12 protein-coding genes are annotated in these 12,873 nt (G+C 51.9%); 9 read left to right on the top strand and 3 right to left on the bottom strand.

Annotated elements, in window-relative coordinates; translation table 11 throughout:
* Positions 1-67: 67 nt before the first annotated feature.
* From EDM59_RS07275 to EDM59_RS07260, 4 genes are read left to right on the top strand one after another with little or no spacing between them, the layout of a single operon-like run.
* Positions 68-1,135, top strand: a complete 1,068-nt coding sequence (locus EDM59_RS07275; protein ID WP_122922980.1) for a sulfate ABC transporter substrate-binding protein — start codon at positions 68-70, stop codon at positions 1,133-1,135.
* Between the two features lie 29 nt (positions 1,136-1,164).
* Positions 1,165-2,001 carry a sulfate ABC transporter permease subunit CysT gene (gene cysT / locus EDM59_RS07270; protein ID WP_122922979.1) on the top strand — a complete coding sequence of 279 codons (837 nt, stop codon included), beginning with the start codon at positions 1,165-1,167 and terminating at the stop codon, positions 1,999-2,001.
* A gap of 12 nt (positions 2,002-2,013) precedes the next feature.
* On the top strand, positions 2,014-2,883 hold the full coding sequence (gene cysW, locus EDM59_RS07265; protein ID WP_122922978.1) for a sulfate ABC transporter permease subunit CysW: 870 nt from the start codon (positions 2,014-2,016) through the stop codon (positions 2,881-2,883).
* Complete coding sequence (locus tag EDM59_RS07260; RefSeq protein WP_122922977.1) at positions 2,880-3,992, top strand: sulfate/molybdate ABC transporter ATP-binding protein; 1,113 nt, start codon at positions 2,880-2,882, stop codon at positions 3,990-3,992. The genes cysW and EDM59_RS07260 overlap by 4 nt, the downstream gene beginning before the upstream one ends.
* A gap of 60 nt (positions 3,993-4,052) precedes the next feature.
* Here the strand turns inward: EDM59_RS07260 and EDM59_RS30990 are convergent, their stop codons facing one another.
* A complete protein-coding gene (locus tag EDM59_RS30990; RefSeq protein WP_183192869.1) occupies positions 4,053-4,220 on the bottom strand; it encodes a hypothetical protein in 168 nt (55 codons plus the stop codon).
* Positions 4,221-4,325: 105 nt separating this feature from the next.
* Here EDM59_RS30990 and EDM59_RS07255 point away from each other — a divergent pair, with 105 nt between their 5' ends.
* Positions 4,326-5,939 carry an ABC-F family ATP-binding cassette domain-containing protein gene (locus EDM59_RS07255; protein ID WP_092272527.1) on the top strand — a complete coding sequence of 538 codons (1,614 nt, stop codon included), beginning with the start codon at positions 4,326-4,328 and terminating at the stop codon, positions 5,937-5,939.
* Positions 5,940-6,061: 122 nt separating this feature from the next.
* Here EDM59_RS07255 and EDM59_RS07250 read toward each other — a convergent pair whose 3' ends face one another.
* Positions 6,062-6,247, bottom strand: a complete 186-nt coding sequence (locus EDM59_RS07250; protein ID WP_122922976.1) for a hypothetical protein — start codon at positions 6,245-6,247, stop codon at positions 6,062-6,064.
* A 43-nt stretch (positions 6,248-6,290) separates the two neighbouring features.
* The gene (locus EDM59_RS07245; RefSeq protein WP_122922975.1) at positions 6,291-7,940 is read right to left on the bottom strand and encodes a PucR family transcriptional regulator; all 1,650 of its coding nucleotides are present in this window, start codon (positions 7,938-7,940) and stop codon (positions 6,291-6,293) included.
* 166 nt (positions 7,941-8,106) lie between these two features.
* Between EDM59_RS07245 and EDM59_RS07240 the strand changes: the two genes are divergently transcribed.
* The 4 genes from EDM59_RS07240 (at position 8,107) to EDM59_RS07225 (ending at position 12,762) form a co-directional block, all read left to right on the top strand.
* Positions 8,107-8,310 carry a DUF3311 domain-containing protein gene (locus tag EDM59_RS07240; protein ID WP_092272402.1) on the top strand — a complete coding sequence of 68 codons (204 nt, stop codon included), beginning with the start codon at positions 8,107-8,109 and terminating at the stop codon, positions 8,308-8,310.
* Positions 8,307-9,797, top strand: a complete 1,491-nt coding sequence (locus tag EDM59_RS07235) for a sodium:solute symporter family protein (protein ID WP_122922974.1) — start codon at positions 8,307-8,309, stop codon at positions 9,795-9,797. The genes EDM59_RS07240 and EDM59_RS07235 overlap by 4 nt, the downstream gene beginning before the upstream one ends.
* Positions 9,798-9,880: 83 nt before the next feature.
* Positions 9,881-11,503 (top strand): amidohydrolase, encoded by a 1,623-nt coding sequence (locus EDM59_RS07230; protein ID WP_122922973.1) that lies wholly within the window; start codon positions 9,881-9,883, stop codon positions 11,501-11,503.
* Positions 11,500-12,762 carry a M20 family metallo-hydrolase gene (locus tag EDM59_RS07225; RefSeq protein ID WP_122922972.1) on the top strand — a complete coding sequence of 421 codons (1,263 nt, stop codon included), beginning with the start codon at positions 11,500-11,502 and terminating at the stop codon, positions 12,760-12,762. Before EDM59_RS07230 ends, EDM59_RS07225 begins: the two co-directional genes overlap by 4 nt.
* The last annotated feature ends 111 nt before the right edge of the window (positions 12,763-12,873 follow it).

Genomic DNA, 12,873 nt, shown 5'->3' with positions numbered 1-12,873 from the left:
TATAATTTTTAATAACTAAGTATTCCGATTAAAATAGTATAGATTGAAGAGGAGTGAAAAAACCTACATGAGCAAAGCAATCAGTCCCATCCAGAAATGGTGGAAACGAGCAGGATTTGTTTTATTGGCGGCTGCCATTGGTGGGTGCTCGTCAACAACACCGACGGGAGGAGAAACAAAAAACACGGATGCGGCTGCTGCTCCTGCGGTTGAGCTGTTGAATGTTTCGTACGATCCGACCCGCGAATTTTACCAGGACGTGAATACCGAGTTCGCGGCGGAATGGAAACAGAAAACCGGTCAGACGGTCACCATCAAGCAATCTCACGGCGGTTCCGGTAAGCAATCCCGCTCTGTTATCGATGGGCTGGAAGCCGACGTTGTCACACTTGCTCTCGCCTACGACATCGATGCGATCGCAGAGAGAGGCTTGATTCCGAATGACTGGCAAAAGAAGCTTCCGGACAACAGCTCTCCTTATACATCGACGATTGTTTTTCTCGTGCGAAAAGGTAATCCGAAGCAGATTAAAGATTGGGATGATTTGATCAAGCCGGGCATTTCCGTCATCACTCCGAATCCAAAAACCTCTGGGGGAGCCCGCTGGAACTATTTGGCTGCCTGGGGATATGCTTTGGAAAAGAATAACCATGACGAAGCAAAAGCCAAGGAATTTGTGACAAACCTCTTTAAAAATGTTCCCGTTTTGGACTCTGGTGCTCGTGGTTCTACGACGACCTTCGTGGAACGTGGGATCGGGGATGTACTGATCGCATGGGAAAATGAAGCGTATCTCGCCGTCAACGAGCTGGGCAAAGACAAGTTTGAGATTATTAATCCGTCGCTGAGCATTCTCGCGGAGCCACCTGTGACTGTGGTCGACAAATATACCGACAAACACAAAACAAGAGAAGTGGCTGACGCGTATTTGCAATTCCTATACACCAAAAAAGGGCAGGAGCTTGCAGCCAAACACTACTACCGGCCACGTGACAAAGAAGTGCTCAAGGCACATACCCCTGCATTTCCAGAGATCAAGCTGTACACCATCGACGAATGGTTCGGTGGATGGACAAAAGCCCAAAAGGATCATTTCTCGGATCAAGGCATCTTCGACCAAATCTACAAGCCTTAATCATCTAAACCATCAGAGGAGTTATCTCCATGAGAAAATCATTACGCAACAGAGGGTTTTTGCCTGGCTTTGGAATGACTATGGGCTATACGATCGTCTACCTTAGTTTGCTGGTGTTGATCCCTCTGTCTGTTTTGTTTTTGAAGGCGACGACCATGAGCTGGGACCATTTTGTCGGCACGATCCTCGATAGCAGGGTGCTTGCTTCCATTCGTGTAAGCATCCTGACTTCTTTCTTCGCTGCCTGTGTAAATGCTGTGTTTGGCGTATTGGTAGCCTGGGTGCTGGCACGCTATCAGTTTTTCGGAAAACGAATCATAGACGGGATTGTAGACCTGCCTTTTGCCTTGCCTACGGCAGTCGGCGGGATCGCGTTGACTTCGATTTATGCGGAAAATGGCTGGATCGGACAGTATTTGGCGGAGTGGGGGATAAAGGTTGCATACACCCCCTTGGGCATTTGGGTAGCCTTGACCTTCATCGGGCTGCCGTTTGTGGTGCGTACCGTCCAGCCGGTTCTCCAAGACTGGGATCTCCAGATGGAGGAGGCCGCAGCGACCTTGGGAGCGAGCCGCTTGCGTACCTTCGTGCGTGTGATCCTGCCACATCTGATGCCTGCCATTCTCACCGGCTTTGCGCTTGCTTTTGCCCGTGCGCTCGGCGAATACGGCTCGGTCGTCTTTATTTCCGGCAATATGCCCTTAAAGACGGAGATTGTTCCTTTGCTGATCATGACCAAGCTGGAGCAATTTGATTACGCAGGGGCAACGGCGATTGCAGCAGTGATGCTGATCGCTTCCTTCGTGATGCTGCTCATCATCAACTACCTGCAATGGAGAATCAACAAATTTGACGCCGCACGATAGGAGGTGCAAATTTTGAAGCATTTGACCGAGCCGCGTTACATTCGCTGGCTGCTGACCGGGATAGCCTTTTTATTTCTCGCCTTGTTTCTGATATTGCCGCTGATCGCTGTATTTACAGAAGCATTCAAGCAGGGAGCCCAAGTCTTTCTGGATTCCATAGCGGAGCCTGAGACGCTTTCTGCCGTGAAGCTGACGCTGTTCGTGGCTGCGATCAGCGTCCCGCTCAACGTCGTCTTTGGCATAGCGGCGGCATGGGCCATTGCCAAATTTTCTTTTCCTGGAAAAAACGTGCTGCTGACGCTCATCGATCTTCCTTTTGCTGTTTCCCCCGTTATTGCGGGTCTGATCTTTGTGCTGTTGTTCGGGAGTCAGGGCGTACTCGGCCCACTGCTTGAAGTGTACGACATCAAGATCATTTTTGCCGTACCGGGAATTGTGCTGGCGACCACATTCGTGACGTTTCCCTTTGTTGCACGCGAGCTGATTCCGATCATGGAAGCGCAAGGAAAGGATGAGGAAGAGGCAGCTGTCTCGCTAGGGGCGAGCGGTTTTAAAACCTTCCTCCGCGTGACGCTGCCCAATGTGAAGTGGGGCCTTTTGTACGGCGTCATATTGTGCAACGCCCGTGCGATGGGAGAGTTCGGGGCAGTATCGGTCGTTTCCGGACATATTCGGGGCATGACGAATACGCTCCCTCTGCATGTAGAAATTTTGTACAACGAATATCAGTTTGCGGCTTCCTTTGCCGTAGCCACACTTCTTGCCGTGCTGGCACTCGTGACGCTCATCGTCAAAAGCCTGATTGAGTGGAAGACAGAGCGACAGCACGCCGCTGAGGAAAAGCATTATCACTACGAGGGGTCAGGAGAGAGGGCCGTATGAGCATAGAGGTTGTCAACATTACCAAATCCTATAAGAACTTTACGGCATTGAAAGATGTCAGCCTGCAAATACCCGAGGGTGAACTGGTGGCTTTGCTCGGTCCTTCCGGGTCAGGAAAAACGACACTGCTGCGACTGATTGCCGGATTGGAACAGCCGGAGCAAGGCAGCATTCTCTTCAATGGCGAGGACAACACAGATCGGGATGTGCGGGAGCGGAGAGTCGGCTTTGTGTTTCAGCATTACGCTTTGTTTCGGCACATGAACATCTTTGACAATATCGCGTTCGGCTTGACAGTCCGCTCGCGCAAGACACGACCGAGCAAGCAAGAAATTCACGAGCGCGTCCATTCCCTGCTCAAGCTGGTCCAGCTGGAAGGATTGGCACACCGCTATCCGTCTCAACTGTCTGGAGGACAGCGGCAGCGGGTGGCATTGGCGCGCGCACTCGCGGTTGAGCCCAAATTCCTGCTGCTCGACGAACCGTTCGGTGCCTTGGATACAAAGGTCAGGCAGGAATTGAGACGATGGCTGCGTCATTTGCACGGAAAGCTCGGATTGACTATTCTGTTCGTCACGCACGATCAGGAGGAAGCGATGGAGCTGGCTGATCAGGTGGTGGTCATGAATGAGGGAAGAGTCGAGCAGGTAGGTCCACCTGAAGAGATTTACAACTATCCGGCAAATCCGTTTGTCTACAGCTTCCTGGGACGTGTGAACTTGTTTCGGGGAAGAATCCAGAATGGCATCGTGAAGCTCGGAGAAGCAGAGTTTGAGACGGGCAGTGTGCAGCAGCCAGGCGAATACCCCGCCATCGGCTATATGCGGCCACACGATGTAGAGGTCTCCCTGACTCCGAAATGGGAGCAGTCGGTGCAAGCACAAATCCGGCATATTTCCCCGCTCGGTCCGATTGTCCGTCTGGATTTGAAAAGGCTCGATACAGAAGAAGTGTTCGAGGCAGAGCTGACTCGTCAACGTTTTACAGAGCTTGGGCTCGCTGAAAAAGCTGTCGTCTACGTAACCCTGCACAATCTGTCGTTTTACGTAGATTCCCAAATTGCTCAAGCACCTTCGCCAGCGTTTATCCCACTCCAGGCGAGTATATGAGAAAAGAGAGAACCGGACTGCTTGTGCGCAATCCGGTTCTTCCTGTGTCGATGGCCTGCCTTATTCGCCGCGCTGCTTGGACTGGGTCTGTTCTTTTCCGAGGGTGTTGGATGAACGGGTTTGAGAAGGGTTTTCCTTGTTGCCCATTTCATTTTTTACGCCATTTTTCTTGGACATATTCCTTACCTCTTTCTTGCTGGATTGGAAGTTCTGTGCTAGCTTTCCCATGTTTGATTCCTTCTATTGATAAAATGCTCCGCGATTTTTGCATTATCCGGTCAACTCTGGTAAGATAAGTGTTTGAACGATTCAAAAAAGGCAGGTATTGCGACGATGATAAGCACTCAGAACGTGACGCTGCGCTACGGCAAACGCGCACTGTTTGAAGATGTATCCATTAAGTTTACCCCAGGTAACTGTTACGGCCTCATCGGCGCGAACGGTGCGGGTAAGTCCACTTTTGTCAAAATTCTCTCCGGAGAGATTGACCCTACCAGTGGACATGTCTCTGTAACTCCAGGCGAACGGATTGCAGTATTGAAACAAAATCACTTCGAGTTTGACGAATTTGAAGTGTTGAAGACGGTTATCATGGGTCACAAGCGACTCTATGAGATCATGGAAGAGAAAACAGCGCTGTACATGAAAGAGGACTTCTCTGAAGCCGATGGTAACCGCGCTTCCCAGCTGGAAGGCGAGTTCGAGGAGCTCAACGGTTGGATGGCGGAAGCGGATGCGGCGAGCCTGTTGATCGGTCTGGGCATTTCGACAGATCTGCACGACAAGCTGATGAAGGATCTGTCTGGTACGGAAAAAGTACGTGTGCTCCTGGCGCAAGCTCTGTTCGGAAACCCACATGTCCTCCTGCTTGACGAGCCGACCAACCACTTGGACATCGAGTCGATTCGCTGGCTGGAAAACTTCCTGGCTGACTACGAAAACACAGTAATCGTCGTTTCCCATGACCGTCACTTCCTGAACAAGGTGTGCACGCACATCGCCGATATCGATTTCGGCAAGATTCAAATGTACGTGGGTAACTACGATTTCTGGTACGAGTCCAGCCAATTGGCACTGAAAATGGTTCGTGATCAGAATAAGAAAAAAGAAGAAAAGATGAAGGAACTGCAAGAGTTTATCGCGCGTTTCTCCGCCAATGCTTCCAAGTCCAAGCAGGCGACCTCGCGTAAAAAGCTGTTGGAGAAAATTACACTGGAAGACATCCGTCCGTCCAGCCGTAAGTATCCGTTCATCAACTTCAAGCCTGAGCGTGAAGCGGGCAAAAACCTGCTGCAAATCGAGGGCTTGAGCAAAACGATCGAAGGGGAAAAGCTGTTTGACAAGCTGCACCTTGCGATCAACAAAGGAGATAAAGTTGCATTTGTCGGACCAAATGAGCTGGCAAAAACGACCTTCTTCCAAGTGCTGATGGGCGAAATTCAGCCAGACAGCGGCACTTTCGAATGGGGCGTTACGACTTCCCAGGCCTATTTCCCGAAAGACAATGCGGAGTATTTCCAGACTGATCTCAACCTGGTTGACTGGCTCCGTCAGTACTCCAAAGAGCAAGACGAAACCTTTATCCGCGGCTTCCTGGGGCGCATGCTGTTCTCCGGGGATGAAGCGCTGAAAAAGGCAAACGTATTGTCCGGGGGAGAAAAAGTTCGTTGCATGCTGTCCAAAATGATGCTGGCTAGCGCCAATGTCCTCATCATGGACGAACCGACGAACCACTTGGACCTCGAATCCATTACCGCACTGAACAACGGATTGATCGATTTCGATGGCACACTGCTGTTCGTGTCTCATGACCACCAGTTCGTACAAACCATCGCGAACCGCATTATCGAGTTCACACCAAAAGGCATCATCGACAAAATGATGACCTATGATGAATACCTCGAAAGCGACGAAATCAATCGTTTGCGCGAAGAGCATTACGCATAAGCTGCCCTTTCAATAGGAGCGGGACTCTGCCAGATTTGCGGCAGAGTCTTTGCTGCGTTTCGCCCAAAAAGCCCTCAACCTTTTACGGCAGAGGGCTTTTTTCTATGTACGTCGTCCGGCAATTAGGTTGGTGTTTCCTCAATGAATTCCAGCTTGTGCAAAAAAGCTTCCTTGCTCGTAAAAATGAGCCGCTCTTTACGTGGAGCCGTAAAAAATACCACGATGTGCTCCGCATCAACATATTCCACAATGCCGCGTTTTTTCGGCCGCTCCCGTGTCTTCACCGGTTTGTTCAACCAATCATCCATCTATTTTTCCTCCTGCTTATCGCATGCACCCATTATAGCAGACTTAAGAATGACGCCCAACGGCATGGACCGTCAAGGCGATCCGAAACAGCAGTTGGTCCTGCCCGTTTTCGGGGTGAAGCCCTGTCAGATCACGAATGAGCTGCAGACGATATTTGATCGTGTTTTTGTGTACAAAGAGACTTTTGGCTGCATCGACATGATTGCCATTCGCCTGAATAAAGACGTGCAGTGTTTGCAGCAATTGTCCGTTTTTCTCAGCGTCGTATTGGACGATTTTACTGAGGCACTCCTCGGCGAGAACGCGGGCTTCTACGTTCGGCTGCTCAGCAAACAGGATGCGCTCCAGCGCGAGATCCCGATAGGATTGCATACGCAGCGGGAGGTGACCGCCCATAGTGTGCGTATGGTCGTTTGTATGAAACGCCGTACGCAAACTGATCTGTGCTTCCCGATAGCTTTCCGAGATCCCTTCCCAGCCGAGGTGACGGCGACCGATGCCAATCGATACAGCAGGCATTTCGCCGGTAGACAAGAGTGCTTGCTGCAACAAGGCGAAGATTTCGCTGTCCGCATGGGGGGCTTGCTGTTCAGCGAATGGGACGAGCAGCAGAAGGTGGTTGTCCCGATCGAGTCCTGACAAGATGCGTTGGGGCGTTTTGGAGAAATACCTGTTGATCAGCTCGAGCAGCGAATGATTTTCCTGCCAGGAAGTCATGGTCGTCTGGCTCGACACATCAGCACGAAGTAAAACGGCAAAATAGTGATCATCAAGCTCCCAGCCTACTTCTTGTGCCCTGCGAGTCACTACACCGCGCGGGCCGGCATGTCCACTTACCAGCCATTGCAAAAAATCGTTGCGAAAGCGCTGATAAGTCTCATTCACCGTTTGCTGGCGCTGCATTTCGAGCGAGAGCAGTGCGGCACTTTGTTCGATGGCGACCTTTTCCCAGCTATGCAAATCGCGATGCAGGCCATCGATTAAAATGCCACCCTGTATTTGCTGTCCGCATAGCACCCAGCGGAGGTAGGAGCCATTTTCCAGTAGTACAAGCGGTTGATTCATGATGGCAGGGGGAGCGGGGTGACCACATTGTCTCTCGATCCAGGCGATGCTCTGGGACAGCTCTGAAAAGGGGGATGTCCAGTTCCACCGATGGGATGGCGAGTAAATGGTGACGGGCGCGTTCAATGCTTCCTGCAGCAGCTTCGCGAGCTGGCAGACGGGGGCACCGATTGTAAGATGCCGATGAAACCGCTCGTAAATGGCATGGGTTTGCTCGAGCTCGGATCGCTGCTTGTCTACGATGTAGCGTACGACTGGGACGATTACGTCAGACCAAGCTTTTTCCATAGGAAAAGAGAGAATGGGCATCTGTTTCTGAGCAGCATGCTCGATGACAGCGAAAGGGAGGGACTCGATATAGCGCCCCAGTTTGATCGCGAGGCCAGGTGTCCCTATATCGGCCAGAGAATCGATGAGCTGGATGAGTCCTGCTTCGATCGTTTCCGTTTGCGAGAGAAAAGGAAAACCGGTTGTCAGGACAAATTCTCCTTGGCGCAGCCAACGATGGCCGTCAGGCGAGTCGAAAGAGGTAACACCCAGCAGCTCTTTTTCCAAAAAGGCATCCCCAGCGAGGATGGCATTTTCGTCAAAGCCTCCGACGGCTATGAGTTCACGCACAGTGATCATTCCTATCCTCCTCTCGTTTCGTTCATTTATCGGAAATGGACAAAGGGCAGACCCTTTTTCTGGCAAATCGAACAAAGGAAAAGAGCGAATCTTTCGATAATCTTAGATTACATGTCCCAAGTGTCCAACGGCAATGGGACAAATTGTACAAAACAGGGGGATTTGCATGAAAGCTAGAGACTGGCTGGGCGTACTTCCGTTCGTAGGGATGCTGGGCGGCGTACCGTTTGTGAATCAAGTCGAACCATACGTGCTCGGAATGCCGTTTGTCCTGTTTTGGATCGTGCTGTGGGTCGTATTGACGTCCGTGATCATGGCGATCGTGAATCGGCTCGACCCTCGTACAAGAGAGGAGGAGCACCACGGATGAACAGTGCACTGATCATCATTTTTGCGGTTCTCCTACTGGCGATTTATTCAGGCATCCGCGCTCAAAAGGGAAAAGAAATGACCATGGAGCAGTGGACAGTAGGGGGAAGGGGCTTCGGTTCGATCTTCATTTTTCTGCTCGTGGCGGGTGAGATTTACACCACATTCACGTTCCTTGGCGGCAGTGGCTGGGCCTACTCCAAAGGGGCACCCTCCTATTACGTTTTGTCTTACATCGCACTTGCCTACGTCATTTCCTATTGGCTGCTGCCGCCGATCTGGCGCTATGCCAAGCAGCACAGACTCGTCTCCCAATCCGATTTTTTTGTCAGCAAATACAACAGTCCCATTCTCGGTATTTTGGTTGCGGCCGTAGGGGTTATCGCAATCATCCCCTATTTGATCCTGCAGTTTAAGGGGCTCGGCATCATCGTCTCCGAAGCTTCCTATGGATCCATTTCACCGGCGGCAGCGGTATGGATCGGTGTAATCGGCGTTACCATCTACGTCATGATATCCGGAATACATGGCTCAGCGTGGACGGCTGCTATCAAAGATATTCTGATCTTTTTTGTCGTGGTCTTCATGGGTCTGTATTTGCCTTTTCACTACTACGGTGGGATAAAACCCATGTTTGAAGCAGTGGAAGTGGCAAATCCAGGGTTCCTGACGTTCCCTGATGAAGGGCTGAGCGTCTCTTGGTACATCTCCACTGTTCTGGTGACCGTGTTTGGTTTTTACATGTGGCCTCACACTTTTGGTTCCGTCTTCTCCGCGAAGAACGAGAATGTCTTTCGCAAAAATACGGTGATGCTCCCGCTGTACACGATCATGCTGCTGTTCGTCTTTTTCGTCGGCTTTACTGCGATCCTGCAAGTTCCTGGACTGAAAGGTGCAGATGGCGACCTGTCCCTTTTGCGGCTGTCTTTAAAAACTTTTGATCCGTGGATCGTCGGTGTGATTGGAGCGGCAGGACTTTTGACTGCACTCGTACCGGGATCGATGCTGCTCATGACCGCAGCCACACTGCTTGCGAAGAACGTATACAAAGTCATGGCCCCTACTGCTTCGGAGGCACGGGTAGCGAAGGTCGCGAAGCTGCTCGTGCCAGTCCTGTCTCTAATCTCTCTGTATTTTACGCTAAGCGGAGGAGATACCCTCGTGACGCTGCTGTTGATGGGGTACAGTCTGGTCACACAGCTGTTTCCCGCCTTGCTGTTCAGCCTACATAGGCAGCCATGGGTCAATAAATACGGAGCCTTTGCCGGCATAACAGCCGGGGTGCTTACTGTCGCGTACGTGACGATTTCGAAAGTGACGATCGCCAGCATGTTTCCGAACTGGCCGGCTGTGATCAAGGATCTAAACATCGGAGTGATTGCTCTGTTGGTCAATATCATCATCATGTTTGGTGTGACGTTCGTGACGCGCACGTTGCTTACAACGGACCGTCATCCGGCGAATACGGAGGGGACCCCGACAATTTGAACAATCTGGCGAATACGAAGGGGACCCCGACAATTTGATCTCGCAACGATAAAAACGAGATAGTGAAAAGGAGAGGTAAATAAATGGCAGATACTGTGTTTCTCAATGGACAAGTCATTACCGTGGCGCAAGACAATTCCGTGGCGGAGGCGGTCGCGGTACGTGGAAACCGGATTGTAGCTGTCGGGACCAACGCCGAAGTAGAGTCCTATATCACCCCCCGGACGAAGGTCATCGATCTGCAGGGGAAGAGCCTCTTGCCAGGCTTTATCGATGCTCATCTGCACATCACGATCTACGGCACGAACAAGCTTGGGGTAGACTGCAAAGCTCGTTCCATCGCCTCGATCAGCGACCTGCTGGAGGCCCTCAAGGACCAAGCACAAAAGACTCCAAAAGGCCAGTGGGTCAGAGCATGCGGCTTTGATGAGAGCCTCATGATCGAGAAACGTTATCCCACCCTAGCAGAGCTGGACGAAGTATCCACAGAGCATCCGATTTTTGTCATGCGGACATGCGCACATCACTCGATTGCGAATTCCATGGCGATGGGGATCGCGGGATACGACCAGGATACACCTGATCCACAAGGGGGAAGAATTGATCGGGATGCAGCTGGAGCCTTGACAGGATTTCTCGTGGAAACGGCGCATATGAAGATGTTTGAGCTCGCTGCCTTTACGGAAGAGGAGTACAAAGAAGGTCTGCGACTGGCCTCCGAGGATTTTGTCGCTCACGGCATCACGAGTGTGCATGACGCTGGCGGGTACGGGCCGGACAACTACCGGGCGATGCAAAAGGCCGTCCAGGCAGGGGACGTAAAGGTGAGGATTTACGCCATGATATGTGCGCTCAATCAGTCGGAGGATTTCGTTCGCAAAATGATCGATGCGGGAATGGTGACCGGGACCGGGGATGAACGCTTTCGCATCGGGCCAGCGAAGGTCTTTACAGACGGGGCGAGTATCGCTCCTACGATGGCGATGCGCGAACCTTTCGACAGCCGACCGGATGATTGCGGAATTCTCTACTACGAACAGGACGAGTTGAATACGATTTTGGGAGAGGCACATGCGAAAGGCTTCCAAATAACGGCGCATGCGCAAGGGGACAAAGCGATTGAGATGCTGCTGAACTGCTTTGAGGCAGCATTGGCTGCGAATCCGCGAGAAAATCACCGGCATCGCATCGAACATGCAGGCGTATCTGCCCCTGACCTGATCGAGAGAATGGCCCGCTTGCAGGTCGTCCCGATTCCCAACCCTGCTTTTATTTATGACTACGGCGACACCTATGTAAAGAACATTGGGAAGCGAGCAGGGCATATGTTTCCAGCGCGTGATCAGATCGACCACGGCATTATAGCGGCCGGTGCATCCGACAGTCCGGTGACGAGCTTCCATCCTATCGTCGGCATTCATGCGGCTGTCAATCGTCGGAGCAAAACGGGACAGGAGGTCGGGGCCAATCAGCGGATCAGTGTGATGGAAGCCATCCGTATGTTTACGTGGAATGGAGCCTACGCCAGCTTTGAAGAGGGGGTGAAAGGAAGCGTTGAAGCAGGAAAATTAGCGGATCTGATCGTGCTGGATGGAAGCATTCTCGATACACCGCATGAGAAAATCAAAGATTTGCGGGTGGAATTAACCATGATTGACGGTGAGCTTGTCTATCAAAAGCAGGACGAGGAGGTCATGCAGTCTTGAACGTAAAAGCGAGGACTCTCACTATCCATTCAGATCGGCTGCAAAAACGGATTCAGGAATTGGCGCAGATCGGAAAAATAGGAGAAACCGGCGTTTGCCGTCTGGCATTGTCAGCGGAGGATCGGGCAGGCGTCGATCTGGTTCGAAGCTGGATGGAAGAAGCGGGGCTACAGACACGTGTAGATGACTTTGGCAATCTGATCGGACGTATGAATGGACGCAACCCGGACATTCCCATCCTGATGGTCGGCTCGCATATCGACTCTCAGCCGTACGGTGGGCAATTTGATGGTGTCATAGGTGTGCTGGGAGCCTTGGAAGTGGTACAGACCATGCGGGAGCAGTCTCTCGTCCCGGAACAGAGCATGGAGGTGATCGCGTTTTGCGACGAGGAAGGCTGCCGCTTTCAGAAAGGACTGTTCGGCTCTCGCGGCATTTTGAACCGGCTTGAGCCTGGTGAGCTTGAGCGAACCGACAAAAACGGCGTGACCCGCAGGCAGGCTCTGATCGAATTTGGCTGTGACGCTGAGGCTTTGGAGGGCTCTGTTTACCCGGAAGGCAGCATTGGCGCTTTCTTGGAGCTGCACATTGAGCAAGGTCCGATCCTTGATCGCGCGGATGAAGCGGTGGGAATCGTGTCTGCCATTTCGGGTCCGCTGTGGTGGACGGTAGAATTGACAGGCTTTGCAGGTCACGCGGGCTCCGTGCCGATGAACATGCGCCAGGACGCACTGCTCGGTGCCGCCAAGGTCATCGTTGCGGTCAATGAGCTGGCTAGGCTGGACCCTGCCGCACCGACAGTCGGTACCGTTGGTCATCTCGAGGTATTCCCGGACTCGCGCAATATCATTCCGGAACGGGTGCGTTTCACGGTCGATCTGCGGGACATCGATCTGGAGCGCCGAAACGAGCGGGAACAGGCTTTGCGGGAGGTGATCGAGCTGGCTGCGATGGAGGGGGGGCTGAAGTACACGATCACGGAAGATACAAACAGCGATCCGCGCTATTGTGCGAGCTGGATCAAAGACATCATACGCGAGGAGTGCAAAGCGTTGGGAATTGAACCGCGTGAGCTGATGAGCGGACCTTTCCATGACGCACTGGCCCTTTCTTACGTATGTGACTACGGCATGATCTTTGTTCGCTGCAAAGACGGCATCAGCCATAATCCTCAGGAGTTTTCCACCTATGAGGATATCGCGCTTGGCACCGAGCTGTTGTACAAAACGGTTCTGCGCATGACGAATCCCACATCCTAAATTCACTACTGGACGCCCATCTCACCCAGAGGTGGGTGTTTTTTGTTCCTTCATAAGCGAGACATTATGCTGGCTTTTTGCTATATTTTAGTCATGTGAAAAAAGAAGGAG

The sequence above is a fragment of the Brevibacillus nitrificans genome, assembly GCF_003710965.1.
Taxonomy (GTDB): Bacteria; Bacillota; Bacilli; order Brevibacillales; family Brevibacillaceae; genus Brevibacillus; species Brevibacillus centrosporus.
This window is presented reverse-complemented; position numbering and strand designations above follow the sequence as displayed.